General features: G+C 42.9%; 14 protein-coding genes and 1 riboswitch. Of the genes, 6 read left to right on the top strand and 8 right to left on the bottom strand.

Annotated features, from left to right (window positions below; all coding sequences use genetic code 11):
• Positions 1-224: 224 nt before the first annotated feature.
• The 3 genes from lnt to KKZ03_RS10635 form a co-directional block, all read right to left on the bottom strand.
• Positions 225-1,787, bottom strand: a complete 1,563-nt coding sequence (gene lnt / locus KKZ03_RS10625) for an apolipoprotein N-acyltransferase (RefSeq protein WP_243221509.1) — start codon at positions 1,785-1,787, stop codon at positions 225-227.
• A gap of 546 nt (positions 1,788-2,333) precedes the next feature.
• Entirely contained in the window at positions 2,334-3,113 is a 780-nt protein-coding gene (locus KKZ03_RS10630) for a ParA family protein (protein WP_243221511.1), read from the bottom strand.
• Positions 3,114-3,173: 60 nt separating this feature from the next.
• The gene (locus tag KKZ03_RS10635; protein ID WP_243221513.1) at positions 3,174-3,659 is read right to left on the bottom strand and encodes a zinc ribbon-containing protein; all 486 of its coding nucleotides are present in this window, start codon (positions 3,657-3,659) and stop codon (positions 3,174-3,176) included.
• A gap of 83 nt (positions 3,660-3,742) precedes the next feature.
• On the opposite strand from KKZ03_RS10635, the gene leuS reads away from it, so the two are divergent.
• The 4 genes from leuS to fusA all read left to right on the top strand — a co-directional run bounded on the left by leuS (position 3,743) and on the right by fusA (position 10,502).
• Positions 3,743-6,196, top strand: a complete 2,454-nt coding sequence (gene leuS, locus KKZ03_RS10640; RefSeq protein ID WP_243221515.1) for a leucine--tRNA ligase — start codon at positions 3,743-3,745, stop codon at positions 6,194-6,196.
• Positions 6,197-6,298: 102 nt separating this feature from the next.
• Positions 6,299-6,781 (top strand): LPS assembly lipoprotein LptE, encoded by a 483-nt coding sequence (gene lptE / locus KKZ03_RS10645; protein WP_243221517.1) that lies wholly within the window; start codon positions 6,299-6,301, stop codon positions 6,779-6,781.
• A gap of 1 nt (position 6,782) precedes the next feature.
• The gene (gene holA, locus KKZ03_RS10650) at positions 6,783-7,808 is read left to right on the top strand and encodes a DNA polymerase III subunit delta (protein ID WP_243221518.1); all 1,026 of its coding nucleotides are present in this window, start codon (positions 6,783-6,785) and stop codon (positions 7,806-7,808) included.
• A 603-nt stretch (positions 7,809-8,411) separates the two neighbouring features.
• Positions 8,412-10,502 carry an elongation factor G gene (gene fusA / locus KKZ03_RS10655; RefSeq protein ID WP_243221519.1) on the top strand — a complete coding sequence of 697 codons (2,091 nt, stop codon included), beginning with the start codon at positions 8,412-8,414 and terminating at the stop codon, positions 10,500-10,502.
• A gap of 165 nt (positions 10,503-10,667) precedes the next feature.
• Here fusA and KKZ03_RS10660 read toward each other — a convergent pair whose 3' ends face one another.
• The 5 genes from KKZ03_RS10660 to KKZ03_RS10680 form a co-directional block, all read right to left on the bottom strand.
• Positions 10,668-12,689 carry a multiheme c-type cytochrome gene (locus KKZ03_RS10660; protein ID WP_243221520.1) on the bottom strand — a complete coding sequence of 674 codons (2,022 nt, stop codon included), beginning with the start codon at positions 12,687-12,689 and terminating at the stop codon, positions 10,668-10,670.
• A 29-nt stretch (positions 12,690-12,718) separates the two neighbouring features.
• On the bottom strand, positions 12,719-16,300 hold the full coding sequence (locus KKZ03_RS10665; protein ID WP_243221521.1) for an FG-GAP-like repeat-containing protein: 3,582 nt from the start codon (positions 16,298-16,300) through the stop codon (positions 12,719-12,721).
• Between the two features lie 134 nt (positions 16,301-16,434).
• Positions 16,435-17,517 carry a DNA polymerase IV gene (gene dinB / locus KKZ03_RS10670; RefSeq protein WP_243221522.1) on the bottom strand — a complete coding sequence of 361 codons (1,083 nt, stop codon included), beginning with the start codon at positions 17,515-17,517 and terminating at the stop codon, positions 16,435-16,437.
• Positions 17,518-17,610: 93 nt separating this feature from the next.
• A complete protein-coding gene (locus KKZ03_RS10675; RefSeq protein ID WP_243221523.1) occupies positions 17,611-20,532 on the bottom strand; it encodes a UvrD-helicase domain-containing protein in 2,922 nt (973 codons plus the stop codon).
• Between the two features lie 173 nt (positions 20,533-20,705).
• Positions 20,706-21,455: a DUF2272 domain-containing protein gene (locus KKZ03_RS10680; protein ID WP_243221524.1), complete on the bottom strand. Its 750-nt coding sequence runs from the start codon at positions 21,453-21,455 to the stop codon at positions 20,706-20,708.
• A 327-nt stretch (positions 21,456-21,782) separates the two neighbouring features.
• Here KKZ03_RS10680 and KKZ03_RS10685 point away from each other — a divergent pair, with 327 nt between their 5' ends.
• Together KKZ03_RS10685 and mutM are read left to right on the top strand one after the other, a co-directional pair.
• Positions 21,783-22,172: a copper resistance protein NlpE gene (locus KKZ03_RS10685; RefSeq protein WP_243221525.1), complete on the top strand. Its 390-nt coding sequence runs from the start codon at positions 21,783-21,785 to the stop codon at positions 22,170-22,172.
• A gap of 63 nt (positions 22,173-22,235) precedes the next feature.
• Positions 22,236-23,051, top strand: a complete 816-nt coding sequence (gene mutM, locus KKZ03_RS10690) for a bifunctional DNA-formamidopyrimidine glycosylase/DNA-(apurinic or apyrimidinic site) lyase (protein WP_243221526.1) — start codon at positions 22,236-22,238, stop codon at positions 23,049-23,051.
• 50 nt (positions 23,052-23,101) lie between these two features.
• Positions 23,102-23,314, top strand: a riboswitch (cobalamin riboswitch).
• Positions 23,315-23,382: the final 68 nt, after the last annotated feature.

Genomic DNA, 23,382 nt, shown 5'->3' on the forward strand with positions numbered 1-23,382 from the left:
ACAATTTAACAAAACTGTAATAAAAACGGCAGTTAAGAGTGTGATATCACAATCTATACACAGAGTTATCCACAGGTTTTGTGGGAAACTTGCAAAGAGCTTGTTTTAACAGATAAATCCGGATTTTTCTTATCCGGATTTACGTGGCGAAAATAACATTTCAGGTTTTTTTATCAGTATCTGTATACAAAATAAATCAATGGCTTAACGTCTGATTAGGTGTATTACTGACGTTTTTTTAAGCCTGTGGCGAGCAATAAAATCAAAAATATCCACAATAAGCAAGGTATTAGCCAAAACCAATTTTGATAAAAAGTAACTGGTGGAGCATTAAGGTAAGGGACTTCGTATAAGCCTGCCCATGGCTGATGTATCGGTGATCTTTCCATGATTTCCCCCGATGCCAGAGATACAGTCGATATACCGGTATTGGTGACGCGCAATACGGGCCTTCGAAATTCTATGCCGCGTGCCAATGTCATGTACATGTGTTGATAGGGTTCTTGCCAGCTACCGTACCAAGAATCATTGGTTACATTGACGATAAACTGCGCGCCCAATTGAGCCAGCGAGCGTGAAAATCCGGGGAACAGACTTTCATAACATATTTGTGCGCCCATCTTATAACCATTCCAGTTCAACAGACGGGTAGGCCCTGCACCTCTTGCAAAATGACCGGTTTGCGGTAACCAGTCCCTGATTGCCGGGAAAAATTGTTCACCGGGTATGTATTCACCAAAGGCCAGCAAAATAGTCTTGCTGTAATGAGGCGGCACAATTTCACCATTCTTGTTTAATACGAAGAGGGAGTTGGTAATTAATCGGGATTGTTCATCAACACTGTACGCACCGGTAATAAGCGGCAGTTGTCTTTCATGAAGAAACTCAGCCAGGGCTATTGGCAAGGCATTATTTGTAAATTGCTCGCCTAATAGCCCGGGAAAAGCGGTTTCCGGCCACATGGCAAAATCTATTTTTTTATCTTTATGGCTGTTAAGGGCATTATTCGTTAGCGCCATATAACGATTGAGAATTTCTTTGCTGTAGCCTTTACCTAATTCAGCGGCCATTTTTTCTGAATTCTCTGTGCTTGCCTGAATGAGTAATGTTGTAAAAGCAGCATCCGGTTGTGGCAATCTTGCTTTAAGCCATAGACCGCCCATGTTCAACAAAAGAAATCCTGCAATAACTGCCGCGAATATTATTTTTCCCGAGTTTTGTCGGCGCTTTTGCCAGGCAATATAAAGCGGCAAATTACAAAGTAAGGTTGCAGCACTGAGTCCGCTAAAACCAATAATCTCAGCCCATTGGTAAAGAGGTATATTGGCTCCATACCACGAGTAACCAAAGTTCCAATCAAACAACGTGAATGAATGGGCTTCGCATAATACGGTGATAAGCGCCATCAATCCCAAAGATAGTCGATCAGACCATTTAAATTTTTGCCGTCCTGCAAACCATAGTAGTCCTGCCAATGGCACATATAAATGCGCTATTAACGCGTAGAATAACATCCCAAATACAGCAACAGGCCAGTCCAGATGAGCAAATTCATGGAGCAGGTAGGTAACCCAGTTAAAGCCAATCAAGGTAAATACAAAAGCAGTGATTAAGCCGCCAAGGATTACGTCTTTAAGTCGCGTTTGTTGATTCCAGAAAAGCCAAACCGGCACAAAACAAAATAATGAAGCCCATGGCGGAAAAGGGATATAACTGGTGCCAATCAGGATACCTGACAGGACAGGAAGTAACCAATGTTTTGGCTTGGTGGGTAATACGTTATTCATAGGGGATATAAAAGGGGGTTATGTGTTCTTGGGGTGTTTGCAGCGGACTATCTTAATTTTTTGTGAGATTACCGTTTTTATTTGACGGTGTGATGACAGTCTTGTTCGTTAAGATTTTTAAAGGCATGTTATGTAGATAATGGTGTAGCAAGTTTTAGTGTCATCATCACGATGAACTACTGCGTAATATCAACGGTTAAGTTTAACTTTGAAAAATAAGTAAAAACCTTCTTTATGGGATAAGAGCCACAGAATTTTATTCATGTTATTTTTATCCTGTTGTCACACAAAATTCATCAAACGGTAAAATTATTTTAATAAAAAGTCGTTACAATTTTATCAATGCCAACAACGTGTTTTATTGAAATGTTGCAGATTGTAAGGAAGTAATAAGCCAATCATTAAAGATTAGTTACGACAAGTTGCTAGAGTAAATTACTTATGTTCCAAGATCATCATGAGCAAATTAGTTTAATCTCCCCCTGATATATCACTCAAAAGCCGCTGTTTAGCGGCTTTTTTTTGTACTGATTAAAGAGAGCTGGCTTAATTATTATGAATTTCGGCATATAATGCCCGGTATTCGTCACTTAGCTTATGATTGGGAACATAATGTATTAAAGGTTGTGATACGGTATGAGATTCTCTGACTTTAATTGACGGAGAGATCATTGAGGTAAGAACAGGAAGTCCTTCTGCGATAAGTTCGTCAACCAACTGGCGGGGTAAATTAGCCTGTTTTTGGAACTGATTAACAATAATGCCCTCAATTTCTAGGCTTTGGTTATGATCCGCTTTGACTTCTGTTACTGCTAGCATCAAGGTATAAAGGGCTTCTCTGGCAAAAGTGTCGCAATCAAAAGGGATTAAGCATTTTTCGGCAGCGATTAAGGCAGATTGGCTATAAAAATTAAGAACAGGTGGCGTATCCATGTAAATTGCGTCAAAGCCTTCCAGTTTTTCCAGGGCTTCTTTTAATTTAAAAATCTTAAACCGAGATTCCAAACGACCTTGCAAGGGTTCAAGGTCAGGATGTGAAGGGACAACAAACAGGTTGGGAAAAGGCGTTTCATGGATGACAGCATCAAGTCCGGCATTATTATTGTTTCCGAACAGCGAAAGACTTAAGCAATCCTTAAAGAAAAGCGCAATTGTCTTGTCACTTTCGCTAACTTTGTGGCCTAACAGATAGTGTGTAGAATTACCTTGAATATCCAAATCAATGACCAAGGTGCGCTTACCCTCCATGGCACTAATGGCAGCTAAATTACAGGTAATCGTTGATTTACCAACACCGCCTTTCTGGTTAAAGATAACTCTACGCATGTTATTTCCCGTGTAATTTAAATAGATAAAAGCCGTATTATAAACCCTGAACCCGTAATATCAAATGCGTATAAAAGTGGTCGCATGACAGGCTGGACACTCAGGGATTTCACTGGTTGTTTTAAAAGCTATTTCTTTACCACAGTCATCACAAATAAATGTGCCGGGTACGGTGATGTCACCGCTATGGTAAGTATGTGTTTCAGCTAACTGTTTTAATTTATCCAGTTCCAGGCGGGTTTTGTCAGCAACGCTTAAAAAAGCATCCAACGTGAAGTTTTCAATTAATTCAATATCAAATTTAAACCACTCCGAGAGTGAATCTTTATCTTCCTTGTCTGATAGGCCATGGGCAGCACCTTCAATATCACGTTTAATATAGCCTGAAAGTTTGTTCAGTTCATCAGCAGTCAAGTCGCTAGTTTTGCTGGTTTTTTCTTTTGAAATTTCCAATGCTTCAGCAAAAGAATGTAGTGTATTCTCCATGGTTTCATGAAGATGCTTCATGAAATCGGAATAGGCGGCGATCAATTTATTTTTATTCATGGTTCAACTCCTGAAAAATGGCGCTTTAGATTTAAGCAACTGTGCGGTATTCTAACGCTTTTGACCGGTAAAAGACGAGAAGGATGCAAGAAAATTATCAACCGCTCGCTATTGAGCAAGAAGTGCAGGCTGCATGGGAAGCTTCAGGGGTATTTAACGTCTCGGAATCTTCTACTCAGGAAAAGTATTATTGCTTATCCATGTTCCCTTATCCTAGTGGTAAATTGCACATGGGTCATGTGCGTAATTACACTATTGGCGATGTCATCAGTCGTTATCAACGCATGCTCGGGAAAAATGTTTTGCAGCCTATGGGCTGGGATGCTTTTGGGCTTCCCGCAGAAAATGCGGCGATGCAACATGGCGTTCATCCTGCTGACTGGACGTATGAAAATATCGATTATATGCGTGATCAGCTTAAGCGACTCGGCTTTGGTTATGATTGGAGTCGCGAATTAGCGACTTGTGATCCGGAATATTATAAGTGGGAGCAATGGTTTTTTCTTAAATTGTTGGCCAAAGGCCTGGTTTATAAAAAAACCGCACCGGTTAACTGGTGTCCAAATGACATGACAGTTCTGGCCAATGAGCAGGTTATTGATGGTTGTTGCTGGCGTTGCGATACACAAGTCGAGCGCAAGGAAATCGCGCAGTGGTTTTTAAAAATCACGGCTTATGCTGATGAATTACTTGCTTCACTTGAAGCATTAGATGGTTGGCCGGAACAGGTTAAGACCATGCAGGCTAATTGGATAGGGCGTTCTGAAGGTGTGGAGATGGATTTTCCGGTAGTGGGCATGGATCAGCCCTTGCGGATATATACCACGCGCCCTGACACCTTAATGGGAGTAACTTATCTGGCCGTTGCTGCTGAACATCCACTGGCGTTAAAAGCTGCCGAAAGTAATGATGATATCAGTGTGTTCATTAACGAATGCAAAATGATGGAAACTTCTGAAGCAGCCATGGAAACCATGGAAAAACGCGGCATTGATTCCGGTATTAAAGCTTTGCATCCCGTTTCCGGTGAGCAAGTACCTGTCTGGATAGCCAATTTCGTGTTAATGGGTTACGGCACTGGTGCAGTAATGGCAGTACCTGCTCATGATCAACGTGATTTTGAGTTTGCAAAAAAATACGGCATTGCCATTAAGCAAGTGATTTTTGCTGATGATGCTGAAAATGCCGGCGATTGTACAGAAGAAGCTTATACCGCAAAAGGGCTATTGCGTCATTCAGGTGAGTTTGATGGGTTAACTTCAGAACAGGCTTTTGTGGCTATTTCCAAAGTTCTGGAAAAAGACCAAAAAGGCGAGCGAAAAACCAATTTCCGTTTACGTGATTGGGGTGTTTCCCGTCAACGTTATTGGGGTGCACCAATCCCCATTATTTATTGTGATGATTGTGGCACTGTGCCTGTGCCGGAGCAGGATTTGCCGGTGCAATTACCACGAGATGTGGTGCTTGACGGTTCACAATCGCCTTTGGTAGCGCATCCGACTTTTTCCCACGTTGACTGCCCGTCTTGCGGTAAAGCCGCTCGCCGCGAAACCGATACCTTTGATACTTTTATGGAATCGTCGTGGTATTTTGCGCGGTTTTCAGGTAATAACCCGGATACCATGCTTGATAACAGTGCCAAATACTGGTTGCCGGTTGATCATTATATCGGTGGTATAGAACATGCGATTTTACACTTGTTATATGCGCGGTTTTATACCAAGTTATTACGTGATGAAGGTTTGTTGGTCTGTGACGAGCCGTTTAAAAAGTTGTTGACACAAGGTATGGTGCTAAAAGACGGCACTAAAATGTCCAAGTCCAAGGGTAATACTGTTGATCCACAAGGTTTGATTGATCAATATGGTGCGGACACGGTACGTTTGTTTATTATGTTTGCAGCCCCGCCTGAACAATCTCTGGAATGGTCTGATAGTGGTGTTGAAGGGGCATTCAGATTTTTGAAAAGACTCTGGAAACAGGCGTATTTACATAGTGAAGCGGGCGGGTCTCCGCAACCAGTTGATAAATCGTCGTTAACCGAAGAGCAGCAAACCGTTCGCCGCCAGGTACATCAAACCATCCAAAAAGTCAGTCATGATATTGGTGTGCGTATTATTTTTAATACCGCAATTGCCGCCAACATGGAATTGGTCAATACTTTATCCAAATTTACCGATGCTTCCGATAATGGCAAAGCCGTTCGTCAGGAAGCTTTGGAAGCGATTGTCTTGATGCTGGCACCGATAGTGCCACATATATGCGATCAACTTTGGAAAGACTTAGGTCATCATCAAGCAGTGGTTAGCGTATCATGGCCCGAATTGGACAGTACTGCCTTAGAGCAGGATTCAATCGAGATGGTGATACAGGTTAACGGTAAATTACGCAGTAAAATTTGTGTTTTGGCAACGGCTTCAATAGATGAAATTAAAACTATGGCGTTGAGTGATGAAAATGCCCTGCGCTTTATTGAAGGTAAACCCATCAAAAAAGTGATCGTCGTGCCTAAAAAATTGATTAATATTGTTGTTTAAATTATGTAGGGCGATTTTGGTTGCCCTTTAAAAAGATTAGTGGGTGATTTTGTTGCCCACTAATTGATTGTTTTAATGGAGTTGCGTGTGCTGGTAAAAAAAATGCTTATCTTAACTTTCGCTTTGTTAGTAAGCGCTTGTGGTTATCATTTACGGGGTCCTCTGCAGCTGCCTGCAGGCCTGAAAAATGTTTATTTGGAGGGTGGTTCAGGACAGTTACGCGAACAATTTGTACGTGCCATGGATATTTCTTCTGTGCCAATGGCAAGTTCTCCTGAGACGGCAGGTATGATTGTCAAAATTTCCGGCGAAGATAGTGAACGCAGGGTGTTATCACTGGGTGCAGGGGGGGCCGCTAACGATTTTGAATTGGGCTATCGTTTTGATTTTGAATTGGTTGGTGCTAACAATCAACTACTGATGGCGCGTGAGCCTGTCGAAATCAAGCGTGAATATTATAATGATCAGTTGGCTGTTATTGCACAAGGTAACGAAGAATTAGTGATACGTAACGAAATGTATCAACAAGCCGTACGTACAATTGTTAACCGTGCCAGAATGCTGTTGGGAGCCAAGCCCAAATAATATGCGCATTAAGCCTGAACAATTAAGTGCCGATCTACAAAAGGGTTTGAAGCCGGTGTACTTTATCAGTGGCGATGAGCCATTGCAGTTAGGTGAAATGGCCGATGGAGTAAGAAAGTCAGCAAAAAAAGCAGGCTTTGACAGCCGTGAGATTATTTCAGCGGAAACAGGATTTGAATGGAATCAGTTGGCATTTACGGCTGATTCTTTATCTATTTTTGCGGATAAAAAAATTATTGATTTACGATTGCCATCGGGTACCCCAGGAACAGAGGGCTCTAAAGCGTTGATTGCTTATTGCCAACGAGTACCTGAAGACACTTTATTACTCATTACTGCGGGGAAAATAGCCGGTAGTGCATTAAAATCCCGTTGGTTTGAAGCGCTGGATAAAGTGGGTGTTGTTATTCAGGTTTGGCCATTGGAGGGTCAGGATTTAATCCGCTGGCTACAACAAAGAATGCAGCAACGCGGATTACACGCTGAAGTAGAGGGTTTGCGAGTATTGGCATCCAGAGTTGAAGGGAATTTGCTGGCTGCCGCTCAGGAAATAGAAAAGCTTTATGTGCTTTACGGAACCGGCAACCTTAGCAATCAGCAGATTTTAGAGGTTGTCGCCGATAGCTCAAGATACGATGTATTTAAACTGATGGATAGCGTCTTGTCTGCCAGCGTCAACCGTATATTCAAGGTATTGTCAGGCTTGCGATCGGAAGGTATTGCCTCGCCGATTGTATTGTGGGCTTTGACACGTGATGCCAGGTTATTAATAAAAATAAAATTGGCGCTCTCTCAAGGACAAAATAAAGACGTCGTGTTTAAAAAAAATCAAATCTGGGATAAACGTAAGCAACTGGTTAGTAACGCGTTGAACAGGCTTGGTAATAGCGATTTAAATAGTATATTGGTTCTGAGCGCCAAGGCCGACAGACAAATCAAGGGGCAGGAACAAGGTGATGCATGGGAAACTTTGCTGACTATTTGTTTGCTGTTTGCCTCGGCACCAGTTTTGACCTATGCCGACTAACAGGACTGTTCAATATTTTGCGCCCGTTTCTCTATGGATTGGTGCAGATTTAAGCTGATTTGATAAAGCAATTTGAGTAAATACTTGCTTAACGCTTGCTACAACGTAAGTCATTGATATTAATTTTAGAGTGTAGATTGTCTTATTTTTGTACAATTTAACAAAACGGTAATAAAAACGGCTGTTAAGAGCCTTAGGTAACAGTTAATGCACAGCGTTATCCACAAGACTTGTGTATATCTGGGAAAATTTTATTATTTGCCGGTAACAACACAATAAAAAACCCAAAAATGGTACTTTTTTATGGCATCTAAATATAACACAGGGTTTTTCCTGTATTTTTGCCAAGTTTTCAGGTTAAAATAGCGGGCTTTAAAAGCTGGATGAGTGAGCGGCGATGGTGACTTGTAAAGTGCCACCTCACTTGGCTTGAGCTACCTGCAAGTATTCGACACGTTTCACCATGCCTTGCCGCTACGGTCTTAGGTTATAATGACTGTAGTTTACGGCAAGGTATCGCATGCCCCAGTAAGAACCCTCCTGAGTTGATACTCACGGGTGGTCACCAAAAAAGTTTTTTATGCCCAACTTTAGAGTAAAAACATGACAGATTTAGCGCATTATAGAAATATCGGCATCTTCGCTCACGTCGATGCCGGTAAAACAACAACCACCGAGCGGATTTTAAAGCTGACAGGTAAAATTCATAAAATCGGTGAAGTGCATGATGGCGAAACCACTACCGACTTTATGGACCAAGAGCGTGAGCGTGGTATTACCATTCAGTCAGCGGCAACGACTTGTTTTTGGAAAGATTATCGTTTTAATATTATTGACACCCCGGGACACGTTGACTTTACTATCGAAGTTTACCGTTCTCTTAAAGTATTGGATGGTGGTATCGGCGTTTTTTGTGGTTCAGGTGGTGTAGAGCCTCAATCAGAAACCAACTGGCGTTATGCGAATGACTCTGAAGTTGCTCGTGTTATTTATATCAATAAGCTGGATCGTATTGGTGCAGACTTCTACCGTGTAGTTAAACAGGTTGAAGAAGTACTGGGCGCTCACCCATTGGTTATGACGCTGCCTATTGGTACTGAAGACCAGTTTACCGGTGTGGTTGATGTATTAACCCGTAAGGCGTGGATATGGGATGATTCTGGCGACCCAATGAACTATACCATTCAGGATGTTCCTGCTGACATGGTCGCAGACACTGAAAAATGGCGCGAAAAATTGATTGATGAAGTTGCTGATCAATTTGATGACGTTATGGAAAAATATCTTGAAGGTGAAGAACCTGATATCGATACCATTAAGCGTTGTATCCGTAAAGGTACCATTAACCTGGATTTCTTCCCGACTTTCTGTGGTTCATCTTTCAAAAACAAAGGCGTACAACTGGTTCTTGATGGCGTTATTGATTATTTGCCTTCTCCAACAGAAGTTAAGCCACAGCCTGAAGTCGATATGGAAGGCAACCCAACAGGTCTTTTTGCTATCGTTGATGCGGAAAAACCGTTACGTGCCTTGGCATTTAAAATTATGGATGACCGTTTTGGCGCATTGACCTTCTTACGTATCTATTCCGGAAAACTGGAAAAAGGTACGTCAGTATTAAATACGTTTACCGGTAAAACCGAGCGTATCGGTCGTATCGTTGAAATGCATGCCGATGTTCGTGCCGAGCTTGAATCTGCACAAGCAGGTGATATTGTTGCTGTTCTGGGTATGAAGAATGTGCAAACCGGTCACACTTTGTGTGATCCAAAATTCCCTGCAACATTAGAACCGATGGTATTCCCTGATCCCGTTATTTCACTGGCTATATCACCAAAAGATAAAGCCGCTTCTGAAAAAATGGGTATCGCACTGGGTAAAATGATTCAGGAAGATCCTTCTTTCCACGTTGAAACTGATGAAGACAGTGGTGAAACCATTCTTAAAGGCATGGGCGAGTTACATCTTGACATTAAAGTTGATATCTTAAGACGTACCCATGGCGTTGATGTTGTTGTCGGTAAACCTCAAGTAGCTTACCGTGAAACCATTACCAAAGCGGTTGAAGACGAATATACTCATAAGAAGCAATCAGGTGGTTCAGGCCAATACGGCAAGATCAACTATATCATTGAGCCCGGTGAACCCGGTTCAGGCTTTGTCTTTCAATCAGCAGTTACTGGCGGTAACGTACCACGCGAATACTGGCCTGCTGTTGAAAAAGGCTTCAAAAGCATGTTGGATAAAGGTGTTTTGGCCGGCTTCCCTTGTTTGGACTTTAAAGTTATCTTAACCGATGGTGCATTCCACGCGGTTGACTCCTCTGCGATTGCCTTTGAAATTGCTGCGAAAGCGGCTTTCCGTCAGTCAATTCCAAAAGCCAGTCCACAATTGATTGAACCAATTATGGCTGTAGATACCTTTACTCCATCAGATCATGTGGGTGATGTTATTGGTGACCTTAATCGTCGCCGTGGCATGATAAAATCTCAAGATGCTGGCGTAAGTGGCGTGCGTATCAAATCAGATGTACCATTGAGCGAAATGTTCGGTTACATCGGTGATTTACGCACCATGACTTCAGGTCGCGGTCAATTCTCTATGGAATTCTCGCACTATATGCCATGTCCTAAAAACGTAGCAGAAGAAGTTATTAAAGAAGTAAACGAACGCAATAACGCTAAAAAGAAATAATCTGTATCGTAGCCGGGCAGACAACTGCCCGGCTACACAATGCACCATCATCTAAAATAAAAATTCCCCTCATACCGGCCAGTCAAGATTTATGACTTCAATGTCGAAATCGCTTGTCTTGTAAACCTCCCATCTTCGCTTTTCCTGTAATATCTGTCGGAATATTTACGGCTCTATCGCTGTAACCTCAGGTTTTATTTTTATAGGTAACAGCAATGAAGCTACTGCCATTTCAACAACAGGCAATTCAACTTTATTATCTTTTAACGCCCACCTGGCATATTGGTTGTTGAGTTTTCTATAGTTCAGGCTGGCACTGATAATTAACGGTCCTTTTACATCATCGGGTACTTTAAACGAATAGCTGGTTATATCCGTTCCACCGGAAGGGATGATGCGTTTAAAGCTATCACCGACCATGTTAAACAGGTCGTGCCGCCATACGGCATTACCGGTTCTATCTATCGGGATCGATTTATAAAAATACGCAGTGTCTTCAACGTTGTTGTCTTGCTTCAGATAACCTGATTCATAAATCGTGTGCCCTTGCCCATCCTTCACCAAAAACTGTATCCATGCTTCATTAATATCGGTGGTACCGCCAGGAAAAGCATGTCCGACCTGGGCATTGGTCACTGCGACCTTAATATTAATCGTTTCTCCCAAATAAAAATAACCGGGCGCTTCGGTTGATTCGATCAGTTTAGGGTCAATAGGCTGATTACTCTCGGTGGCATCGGGTCGATTGGGACGATCAATAGTAATGCGCATCTGGTCTGCTCTTAAAAACCGGCGGATACGCTCCAATTGAGCCTGGTTTTGAGTAACCCAGGGGATAGCGGTGTTGGCTCCGATAGTAAAGTGTGTTTTGATAAAGCCATCCTGGTTGGCAGAAGGGTCCTTTCCCAATTCAAGTGGGAAATGGCAATCCTGACAGCGTCGCTGCCTGCCATTGGCAAAGTTTTGACGGGTTTGTCCGGAATAGGGACTGTTTAACCAGGCGGTATAGTCATCCTGCATTTTTACCCAGCCCCAGTTATTAAAATCCTTATCCATAAACTGGGCATGACAAGTCGCACAAAGTTCCGGCGTTGCCAATACCTGTCGGGCAAGATCGGCTTTATGCTGTTCAGGCTTTAGTCGTATTAGCAGGTTATGAATTAAGGTAGGCAAGGTTTGCTCTGAGCCTTCGAAAAGATAAGGTTCTGGCGGTTTAAAGCGGTAACTGGCTACGCCTTGAACATGTTCGACACGGTCGATACCATGGCAGCTCATGCAGCTTACACCCTCTTGCAGGTGCCCCGGTGTATCAAGCCTTCCGCCTTTGGTCAGTTGCCCGCTCAGTAAGGCGGTTGGTGCATGACAACCTTCGCAGTAACGAGTCGCGGCTATTCCTTTTTTTTCTGAGAGTAACTGGATATTGGTTTGATAGGTTTTATCAGAACCCGCCTGAGCATGGATTGAGGCTTTCCATTGTTGTGCAATTTCCAGATGGCAAGTTGCACAGCGTTCGGAATTCCCTAGCCGTTTTGCATCGAAGAATCCCCCGGTACTGGTTTCCGTTTGGCCAGGCCGGAAAGGTTGACTGCCGTAAGAATAATCGTATGGTTCAATCGCTGAAACATCTTTAAATGCATTTTCTCTTATCTGATACAGGCCGGTTGCAAGCAGTACCAATAGGATACTGGCCAATACCAAACGTATGGTAATTTTGAACAAACCGCCTGATAACGACGGAAACCGGTTTGGCTCATTTTTTTTTCGTCGATCCGATAACGATAAAGTATGAAAGACAATATGTAAGGCCAGTAAAATCAGTGTGATTGTCGCCAGCCAAATATGTCCTAAAAAAATCCAACGCAATGCTTCAGATTGACCTTCCATAGCAATGTAAACGCCTGAACCGGCAAGTGCCAAAAATACCAATGCGGAAAATAGTCCTGAAAATGACAGCCACGGCCTTCGCAAGCCAAGAGTTCTGAGAAAATGAACCCAAATATAGGGAACTAATAATAGTGTAACCAATATTCCCAACAAGAGATGAAGCAGGTAGGTCCATTGCTCAACTACGGAAAGACCTGGTAGAAACAGACTGAAATAACCGCTTATGACCAATGCAATAATCAGGGCTGCCAAGGGTTTAGCCAGATATCGTTCGACTTTTATTGGGTTGATTAGCTCGCTCATGTGGCTATCCTTGTGTAACGTAATATTAGTTAACGATACAGAATTTCTTGAGCTTCAGGATGCCCCTGTCGTGTCATAAACTCAACAGCCTGAAAACGAACATCATTATCTTCTGCTACATTGCCGGCTATTTTGTTGGCAAACTCAAGTAACGAATTTTCATTAAATGATAACAGCTTAAGTATCGCTGAATTTCGCAAGGGATCTTTTTTTGTCTGGACCAGGGTAAATAATGTATTAATAGCATCCTGATCAAAATCAATACCATATTGCTTTAAAACCGCTTGTCGTATGGTTATTGAATACACCGGGTTGTTTAGCAGTTTTAAGGCTACACGATGATGCTCTGGTGTATTTTTGGAAAACAAGATCATGGGGCAAAAATCTTGTAACTCAATATTTGCGCTGAAACATAGTTGTTCGAGATCGGTTAATTGCTGATTTAAAGGTTTGCCGGGTATTTTTCTAACGACTAAACCTTGATTAGATTTATTGTGTATATCGTGCTCTAAGTGTTTATTTTCAGTATCGGTTTGAGATAAAAAAACGCTGTTAAGCGCACTAATCAGTGTCGATAGTTCTGTTGGAAAACCCACTTTTGACCAACTTCGCAGCGCTATTGAGCGAAATTGGGGGTTGACAAGAATTTTTCTGTAGTCTTCTTTTGATAGCCTGTTTTTTTCATGTAACAACGCTTCAATTGCCCACTGATTGATCGATAGATCCTCATCTTGTAATGCCTTGTGCAAAATAGAGTTACGATCAGCAGGTTTTAGCGAAAGCACGGCTTGAAATGCCGATGCCCGTATACTTTCTTGCGATGATTGAGTTTGTCGACTTAACCAATCAATGCTGGCCTGATCTGTCATGTGTTGCCGGATAGCGATCCAGCGACCGGTTAAATTTGTGGATTTAGCTGTTGACTCTGTATTAGGTGAAAACTGGTCAAAAGCCCTATGGGCAAGCCCATTGAGTTGTTCAGCATCAAATAAGCCAACGTCATCTGCTTGATCCAGTAAATGTGCAAATACATCCAAACGTTTTTCTACCGGTATGGTGTCAAATATATCGTGTCCCATAAGGAAAGATTCAAGTGTTTTTAAAACAGTCTCATCGCCCAGCCGCTTTAGCGCAATAAAACTATCTGCAATAACCTGTGCTGACTGGATATCGTCTGACACCAACTGCCTCAGTTGTGGCAATGCTTTAGTTTGCCGAATTAATCCCAAAGTCCGCACCGCTTCTGCCCGTATAGATACATCAGTATCATTTAGATGATCAAGTAATGAATGCACACCACGAAAGCGTTCCGCATTAGCTAAAGCACGCGCAGCAGAAATTCGCACCTTTGGCTCAGTATCGTCAAGTAAACGGACCAGATACGGAACGGCAAGATATTTACGATTAACCACGGCTTCTTCCTCTTGAAAGAAGAAGCCAAAGCAATCGGCAAGGGCAATTTTTACTGCCGGGTCTTTATGAGAGAACAACCTTAGCAGCCACCTAATGGCCGTTTCGTCTTCATAATGCTGCAAACCTTGTATTGCGGCAACAACATTGACAGTATCTTTATCCTCCAGGCCTTGAATCAGTATACTTAAGCCCTGAAACGTATTTGTGCGAGACACTACTGCAATAACTTCGCGTCGAATCAGCGCATTATTATCTTTGGCAGCGATAATCAGTTCGGGAAAAATCTGTTCAGGATGCTCCGCTTGTCCAAGCATCCTGATATAGCGTGCGCGGATTTCGGCTTGTTCGACGCCAAGTTTTAAGCGCAAATGCTGACGTGGCGCATTAACCGCAGAAGTAACAGGCAGTTCATCAATTTTGTTGTTGTTTTCTTCGATCAGCCAATAACGATCTACCGATATTGATTTAACAGTCTGCTTGCGACCACTGGGCCAATTGATAATAAGTTGGTCAATTTTATCTTCATCTCCCAGGCCGAAAATTATTCTTTTATCGCCGTCAGATAAAAAACCCTCGCCACTGACTACGGAACGGATTTGTTTGCCATTGGCGGTAGTCAGTTGCACAACGGCTCCCACACCATCGCGGTTGGATTTTGTACCTGTTAGTTTCAGGCCTAACCAATGTTTTTTGGGTGACTCATTAACCAGATACTGGCCCAAATCGTTATTGTGAGCGATATAGAGATCAACATCGCCATCATTGTCAAAATCAGCAGACACACTTCCTCTCGCTGATTGCATATCTTGCAGGGCAATACCGGCCGATGCGGTGACATCAGTAAAATATCCACTGCCAGTATTAAGTAAAAGTTGTTTGGGTTGTCCTTGACTGACTTTGGCAGCATCCGGATCCGGCTCCAATTGACCTGCTGCAATAAAAACATCATTGAAACCATCATTGTTAAAGTCCTGAACAATCGATGTCCAGGCAGAAAGATTGAGAAATTGATTGCCACCAAGCCCCATTTCCCGTGCGTGGTCCTTATAATGCGCTAGCGAAGTGTTTTTACCGACTACCGCTGATTCCTGAATTAAAGCAACCGTGCTTTCTCCGGGTGTACTTGCCAGCACAAAATCAATGTAACCATCGTTATCCAAATCGCCTGAAGAAATACCCCGATTACCCAATGCAGACCGTAGTCCCAATGCCTGACCGCCTGGCTCAAAGTGCTTTCCGTCACTATTAAGATAAGCCATATTGGAACCTGTCCCGCGATCATTGGTGACCAGCAGGTCAGGTAGCGCATCACCATTAATATCCTGACAACTAACATCCAGTGTCCGTCCATCCGAATTAATGACACCTGCCTGTGCGGCAATTTCTTTGAATTTTAGTCCCCCCAAATTCAGGTAAAGTTGATTGGGTTGCGCCGCATACAGGCTCGAATCAAAGGTATTTTTTTTATCTCCTGTAAACTGGCTATTTGCCTCAAAGGTTTTTTGGCCTTTTTTAAAATCAACAAAATTACCGATGTAAATATCCAGTAAGCCATCGCCATTAAAATCAGCGGCGGCTGCAGAGGTTGACCAAAACTGACTGGTAAGGCCGCTTTCCATAGTGATATCAGTAAACGTTCCATCGCCCTTGTTTTTATAAAGTAATCGGCTTTCCTTGCCGGTTACCAACAGGTCTGCGTCACCGTCATTATCAAAATCGCCAGTCAAACAGCCCATGCCCCATATTTTTTTATGTAAACCACTTGCCGAGGTTGCCTCCCGAAATCCCTGGCCACTTTCGTTTAAAAACAGTGCATTTCCCTGAAATGACTGCCACCAATACTGTTGACCATAATAGCGGGTATGACCTGAGCCGTTAACCAGAAAAAGATCAATCCAGCCATCATTATTAAAATCAGCAGCACAAGCACCGGAACCCAGTGAATCATCAATGCCTGCCAACTGTTCATCGCCTTGCTGATGACTAAAATTGAGGCCTTTTTCCAACGTTCTATCAACAAAAATAACATTCAGTGGCTGCTTTTTTTTAATTAATTGATCGGAATCGATAGTTTTGGCGGCATAAGGAAAACCCACAGGAATAAGTACTGGCGTTCTATAAATAATCAGGCCGATGATGGCTATAAAAAACACAAAAAAAAGTATTCCAAATTTATTGGCAATAAAAGTTGGCAACATAATTTATGTCCCTAATGAAAAATTTATCTGAATTGACAGGAAACTTCATTTTTATTTAGGCGATATCCAAGAATGAATATACCCAAGTGGTGCAAGATAGCCGGACTTGTGTAAATAGAGCCGTTCCCGGTAAGTTAATAATCCCTGAATAAATCGGTTTGCTGAAAACGAATACCGGTCTGCTTATTTTCCAGTGAAGACAGCGTAATACCTAATAACCTGACACTGCTTTTACCAATATCGGTATTTTTTATTAATTCTTCCAGAAGCCCGTCGGCTTTAGTTATCATATATGACAAGGTTCGACTGCGGGTAATCTGAACAAAGTTGTGATACTTTATTTTTACAGTCAGTGTGTATGCTACCAGTTGTTTGTCGGCGGCTCTTTGTAATGCTTTCTCTAACAACTCTTGTAAGTATCCGAGAATTTCTTGCCTGGATGTTATATCCTGCTGAAAAGTAGTTTCCACTCCTACGGATTTTGTGGTTCTGTTGCCATTGACTGGGCGATGGTCGATGCCCCGACAAATATGGTAATAATGTGCGGCCGATTTGCCAAAATGCTGTTGCAGGGAGAGTAACGATAACCGCCGTAAATCCTTGCCTGTTTTTATACCGAGTGCCTGCATTTTACCGGCCGTTACCTTGCCAATACCGTGAAATTTACTGACCGATAGCTTTTCGGCAAACTCGGGTCCTTGCTGTGGGGTAATTAAATAAAAACCATCCGGTTTATCCATATCCGAAGCCAGTTTGGCCAGAAATTTATTATAAGACACACCTGCCGAGGCAATCAGTCCAACGTCCTGTTTTATTTTTTCTTTAACAGCTTTGGCAATCAAGGTTGCAGAACCTTGGAGTACACTGGCGTTACTGACATCCAGATAAGCTTCATCCAGTGACAGCGGTTCAACCAATTCTGAGTAATCGGCAAAGATTTTCCGGATTTGTACGGATGCCTCTTTATAAGCATCATAATGCGGCTTAATAAAAATAGCGTCAGGACAAAGTTGGTAGGCACGCGCTGAAGGCATCGCGGAATGAATGCCGTAGCGCCGCGCTTCGTAACTACAGGTTGCCACCACGCCGCGAGCATCAGGGCTGCCGCCAACGATAATAGGCCGGTTACGATAGGCCGGGCAATCACGTTGTTCGACAGCAGCAAAAAATGCGTCCATATCGATATGAATAATCTTGCGGTGATGTTCTTGCGTCATGAATAGTCGCTGCGATCCGATCAAATTTTATTGTTTAATGCCGTGATTTTATCGTACCACACAAAACTGCCATTCCTTGGTTGCCGGATCAAGTTACTGCCGTTTAGTATCTTGACTATTGATAAGTGGCTCGGTATAGGTACATGAAGATGCTATATCTTTACGATAATTGGTACAGCCCCAGAATTGGCCGTAACGGCCTTTACGCAAACTTAAGGCATTGTTACATTTTGGACAAAGGGGTTCCGTATAGTCACAGCGCTTATTTTCGCAGACGTTAAACTTGCCTTTTATTTGCAAGCCACCGCCACACCATTGGCAGGCACGCTCGGTATGAGCGCATAGTGGATAATTGCTACAGCCGAAAAAACTGCCGTACTGACTGTCTTTTGGAACCCTGTAGCCAGTTTGGCAGTGACTGCAGAGAATATCTGCTATCTTGTCTTGAAAGCCGTTGCCGGTAAATTCATCGATATTAACAGGGTAACGGTTATTGATCAGTTCCCTGACAAATGGTGAGGCATTATTACCATTTGTTATCAAATAAACATGATGTCTGGCCCGGGTCAACGCCACATAAAACAAGCGCCGCTCCTCGGCGTTTTCGTAACCTTCGGCCTTGGGTAGTAACCATTCCAATAATGGGTGGACAGGCTTTTCAGACGGAAAACCGTGCTTGCCTTTGTCCAGACCCAATATCACCACATAATCGGCCTCTTTGCCTTTGGCGGCATGAGCAGTCATAAAATTAATCGTCAACTCTGGATACTGGCGTTTTAACGCCGTAACATCCGGCTTTTTAAAATTAAAGCGCGCCAGTAGCAAGACGCTGGCAGGTTGGTTTGCATTGGTACTAATGGCAGTTAAAGCAGCTTGAATGCCGATGTTGTCTTGGTTGGTTTTAATCAAAGATACTGCATTATGTTTAATGCGGTGATGGCTGCGTAGCTGTTTTTTGATTTGGTCGGGATTTTGTGTAACAAAGCGCGAAGCCAGATCACCAATTTTGTTGTTGAAACGAAAGGTCTTGTCGAGAACGCTGGTCGCCGTTGCGCCAAAATGGGTCTCGAAGTTTTTCGTCATTGAAACATCACTACCGGTAAAGCGGTAAATCGATTGCCAGTCATCGCCGACACAAAACAGACTGCTTTCAGGCTGTTGCGCCATTAATGCTTTTAATAGCCGTGCCCGACTTGCGGAAATATCTTGAAACTCATCGACGAGTAGATAACGATACGGTGATTGATAGCATCCGGATTCAACGTAATCAATCGCCAAGCCAATCATATCTTCAAAATCAATGCTGGCGGCATCGCGTAATTGTTGCTGATAAGCTTCATAGACCGGCTCAAATAAATAGGCGGCTGCTCGCAGGCGCTCATGGTCTTCATGCTGACTGGCCAATTCAACCAATTGTTTGATGTTGAGATTCGCGGCTTTAAATAAAGCCAGTATCTGCGCCATTAATTGACTAAACTCAGAAACCCGTCCCAGTTCTTTGAGTGTTGCCAATAACGTGTTTTGGGGCAGGGGATTAAATTGCACGCCTGCTGCCAGCAACTTTTCACTTAGCGTTATTGTCAGTCGACCTTGTTGTTTCAGGTAGCTGTAAGTTTCGATTAAGGATGTATGGTGTTTGTGGTGTAAGGCCCGTTTCCATTCCATGCTTTCCAGATAGCTTTTTTGATCGATAAACACCGGTGTTTGGTTGTGTTCATTAACGGCAAAGTGTTCAATATATATGCTATAGTCGGGCAGATAAAAGTCCGGCTGGTATGCTTTGTAGTCCGGCCCTGCTGTGTTAATCGCATAGTTGGCTTCGTATTGGTAGGTCACACCTTGTCGATAAAGAAAATTGGCGATCTCACATTCTTCGTAGCTTTTTACCAATTCGCCTTGTAGGGTACGAAGCTCGTTTTCCAGCAGGTAAGCGTTATAGGCAGCGACGCTGTTAAAGCTGAATGGGTTTTTGTAGGGATGCGTAAAATGCAAGAAGTAGTTAATCATCCGTGACTTGTAGCGATCGTCGTCAAGCAGTTGTTGAATCTGCCCATCAACAAAACTTACCCGCAGCAGGTCATCCTCGGCCATTTTATCAATAAGCGGCACTTCGCCTTCAACCTGAGTGATGATATGTTTGCCAAGGCTATGAAAGGTTTTGACAGTCAGTTTGTCGATGCCCAATTTGTCTTTAATGCGCTGGTCCATTTCTTCGGCCGCTTTATTGGCATAGGCCAGCAGTAAAATCTGTGCTGGTTGTGCCAGACCGGCTTTGACTAAATACCCGGCACGGCCGATCATGGTGCTGGTTTTTCCGGTGCCGGCACCGGCCAGAATCAGATTGTGCTGCTCATCAATCACACAGGCTTTACGCTGCTGTTCGGTCAGTGGATTACTTTCTACCTGATCAAAAAAAGTGCGGTATTGGCTGACTTGCTGTTTTACAAAAGCGTGGTTTAAAACGCTAATGTGCTGAAGGCCGGGTTCCAGGAGTGGACTTATTCGTTGATAATTTTGCAATGCTTCTTTAGTCAAATAATCAAGACAGTCTTTGCGTTTAAGGCTGTCAGATAAGAATTGATGTTGGCTTAACCATTGCTCGGCAAGCGCTTGCCGAATATAATGTTTTCCGAAAAAAAGTGCTTCGGCTTCTTGCATGGCTTGTTGTAAAGCGGGTTCTAATTGCTGATAAAAACCTTTAAAAGCGTTCGAAGTATGGTGATTAAGTGTGACCCGAAGTTGTTGTGACTTATTTTTGGCAACACCGCCAAAACGAAAAATTTTTCCGTCTTCCTGGGTAATGATCAAGGTATCCCAGAACCAACCTGTTTTAACCGTCACCGGCAAGTTAATGGATAACAAAGGGAGGGGGTGTTCGCGGTTATTGGAAGCGCTGAATACTAAATTATCGTTACCGATACTGAAAGCAGGATAGGGGCTGTGTGTGGCAAACCGTCTGGCCCAATAATTGAGGCGGTAGCTTAATGGTTGAGGTTTTGTGGTATGGTCAGGCATAGGAATTTTGAAATTGGCTGCCTGATCAATGATATTTGCTTGTCAGGACTGTCGAGGCGGCTAATAAGGCAAGTCGATTTTATTTAGAACACTGTTTTCTGGCAAGTATAGCATGCAGGACTTATGTGCAAATGCTTGAAATAAAGTTATGGAACAGAATTTTATGGTCTATTTTAATTGCGCTGTTCTATCACCAATGACCATGGTCTGGCTTTTGTGCGTAGCAGCTTGCCTGCGCCATCCAGTTTGATATGCGCTAAATTGACTGCATCCATAACATTGCCTCCTATTACATCAAGTTCACCAAACCGTTTTGCAACCACTAAATCACAGTGGTAAGGCCCACGCCTTAAGTCTTGATAACTGTGGATTGACTGGATAAATTCTTCGCCTCGTGGCGCACAAATAATGTCGCCGGGCTTGGGCGCATAAGCGTTAACGGGATGGCTTACAAAGCTGTTTTCGGAACCAGCGATCAGCACATACTGAATATAATCCCAATGCAAAACGGTAGAGGGGAAATCGCTTTCAGGCACGCCGGCACTCCTGGCCAGCCAGACAATAAACGCGCCTGACCAGGGTCTGATTTCACCTTCATAGCCGATTATCGGTAAGTCTGTCGCCCTATACCAATACATGAATATCCGGCTAAAAAAAGGCGGTAGGGTTTCATGACCGTGGATAACTTTATCAGGATAAGTGATGGTCGGCGGTTCACTATCATAATTAACTTCCGGGCGGCCAAATAACTCCCATTCCTGGCGGGCAAGATAGATCATTCGTTCTCTAATGTCAGGAATAGTAAATGCTGAGGGGGTATTCGTTGCCGCTAAAATTGCAGGTGCTTGCGCCTGTTTTTGCAGGGTGCAGCCAGTAACAAGCAAAACCATACTGAGTAATAGATTGAGTAATAGATAAGGCATATTTAAGTTATCGTTAAATCCAACAGTCTAGATTGACACCTTAATATAAGCTGCCAATTTTTGTAAAACAGTATGGAAAAACCAGCTAGGCATTGTTAAAAACAATATCATAATCGATTGGGTATAAATCGTTATTTAAACTTGTTACTTATAATTTAATAGGTCAAATTTAACTTGCACTGCGCCTTCGATTTTTTACTTTAAATCTTTTCTATGCTAGGATTTTTGCCAAGGATTAAAATGATAGCAGGTAGACAATTTAAAAAGCTTCTGAAATTTTTTCTTTTTATCGTAATTTTTTCTCATTACACGCCGGTTTTTGCTGAAATGGCAGAAACAAAGGATGATGTCGGGCATCACGCACAAGACAGTCTTGATTGGCCTGGCATTTATTATGGTTTTTTACCTTGTGATGATTGCCAAGGAATTAAAACAGCACTCGCTTTAAACAAAAATAACAGTTACTTGTTGATTACCCAATACGTTGGTAAATCAGAAAAAGAAATTACCGAAAAAGGGAAGTTTACTGCCGGTAATAAAAGCAATACCCTGGTTTTAACACCACGCAATAGCCCAACTCCCCGGCAATATTTAGTCGATGAAAATAGGCTGATTCAACTGGATGATAATGGCAATCGCATCTCTGGAAAACTTGCAGAGCGTTATATTTTGCGTAAAAAAAATTTAAAAGAACCCGCGCCACATTCGTCACATTGAGCTGGCAGTCTTTGGCATGGCAAATGTCTACATACCAAAAATAAAATAAAGGCCACTATCACGATGCCCGAATTACCCGAAGTTGAAACAACCTGCCGTGGTATTGCCCCTTATATTGAAGGGCAAACGATTAAGCAGGTTATTATTCGACAACCCAAATTACGCTGGCCTGTACCTGAAGAACTGAACCATATTTTAACGGGTTTGCGTATTAAGTCAGTTTCCAGAAGGGCAAAGTATCTACTGTTTACTACCGATGTCGGTACGATGCTGGTGCATTTAGGTATGTCGGGCAGTTTACGGATTATGACCACCGGGCAGGGGCCTGGTAAACATGATCATCTTGATTTTATTTTCAACGACGACACGGTGCTGCGATTTAACGATCCACGCCGGTTTGGTGCCGTGCTATGGACCTCAGCGCCGATAGCCGAGCATCAACTACTTAAAGATTTGGGCCCGGAACCCTTGTTGGCAGGTTTTACTGGTGAGCTTCTTTATGCCTTATCCAGAAACCGGAAAGTGCCGGTAAAGTCATTTATTATGGATAGTCATATTGTGGTGGGTGTCGGTAATATCTATGCCAATGAAGCGTTATTTATGGCGGGTATTTTACCTTCGCGTCATGCCGGAAAGATCTCTCTGGCGCGTTATCAAAAGCTTGCCGAGTGTATCAGGATTATTTTACATCATGCTATCCAGGAAGGTGGAACCACGTTACGAGATTTTGTTAATGAAGCCGGCAAGCCCGGTTATTTTAAGCAACAACTTAAGGTTTATGGTCGTAAGGGACTGCTTTGTGTCGACTGCCTGCAACCCTTAACCGAAATAAGACTGACCAATCGTTCAACGGTATTTTGTAGCAGTTGTCAGAGTTAATAAACGTGAAAAATAACATTACAGCTTGCATTATAAAGATTACCCCCTATAATTGCGCTCTGCTTTAAGGTTCCAGAGGATAGTCAAATCCAATGGTTAAACGGGAAGTCGGTAAGGCCTATGCCAAATCCGAAGCTGCCCCCGCAACGGTATATAAGTAAAGAATTATCAGTACGCCACTGTGTTAACCAACATGGGAAGGTGATGATTCAGGTTAACACCACTTATAAGCCCGGAGACCGGCCTAAAAGTATAATTCGCTACAGCGGAGGGCTGTTTTGCGTAGTGATTACGCACCTTCGTGTTTTTCATTTAGCTTCTGTTGTCCTCC

It is taken from the genome of Methylobacter sp. S3L5C (genome assembly GCF_022788635.1).
Taxonomy (GTDB): domain Bacteria; phylum Pseudomonadota; class Gammaproteobacteria; order Methylococcales; family Methylomonadaceae; genus Methylobacter_C.

What these genes read in the sequence shown, in the direction of transcription:
- lnt (WP_243221509.1), bottom strand. Translation starts at nt 1,787, where the DNA reads ATGAATAACGTATTACCCACCAAGCCAAAACATTGGTTACTTCCTGTC.
- KKZ03_RS10630 (WP_243221511.1), bottom strand. Translation starts at nt 3,113, where the DNA reads ATGCGTAGAGTTATCTTTAACCAGAAAGGCGGTGTTGGTAAATCAACG.
- KKZ03_RS10635 (WP_243221513.1), bottom strand. Translation starts at nt 3,659, where the DNA reads ATGAATAAAAATAAATTGATCGCCGCCTATTCCGATTTCATGAAGCAT.
- leuS (WP_243221515.1), top strand. Translation starts at nt 3,743, where the DNA reads ATGCAAGAAAATTATCAACCGCTCGCTATTGAGCAAGAAGTGCAGGCT.
- lptE (WP_243221517.1), top strand. Translation starts at nt 6,299, where the DNA reads ATGCTTATCTTAACTTTCGCTTTGTTAGTAAGCGCTTGTGGTTATCAT.
- holA (WP_243221518.1), top strand. Translation starts at nt 6,783, where the DNA reads ATGCGCATTAAGCCTGAACAATTAAGTGCCGATCTACAAAAGGGTTTG.
- fusA (WP_243221519.1), top strand. Translation starts at nt 8,412, where the DNA reads ATGACAGATTTAGCGCATTATAGAAATATCGGCATCTTCGCTCACGTC.
- KKZ03_RS10660 (WP_243221520.1), bottom strand. Translation starts at nt 12,689, where the DNA reads ATGAGCGAGCTAATCAACCCAATAAAAGTCGAACGATATCTGGCTAAA.
- KKZ03_RS10665 (WP_243221521.1), bottom strand. Translation starts at nt 16,300, where the DNA reads ATGTTGCCAACTTTTATTGCCAATAAATTTGGAATACTTTTTTTTGTG.
- dinB (WP_243221522.1), bottom strand. Translation starts at nt 17,517, where the DNA reads ATGACGCAAGAACATCACCGCAAGATTATTCATATCGATATGGACGCA.
- KKZ03_RS10675 (WP_243221523.1), bottom strand. Translation starts at nt 20,532, where the DNA reads ATGCCTGACCATACCACAAAACCTCAACCATTAAGCTACCGCCTCAAT.
- KKZ03_RS10680 (WP_243221524.1), bottom strand. Translation starts at nt 21,455, where the DNA reads ATGCCTTATCTATTACTCAATCTATTACTCAGTATGGTTTTGCTTGTT.
- KKZ03_RS10685 (WP_243221525.1), top strand. Translation starts at nt 21,783, where the DNA reads ATGGCAGAAACAAAGGATGATGTCGGGCATCACGCACAAGACAGTCTT.
- mutM (WP_243221526.1), top strand. Translation starts at nt 22,236, where the DNA reads ATGCCCGAATTACCCGAAGTTGAAACAACCTGCCGTGGTATTGCCCCT.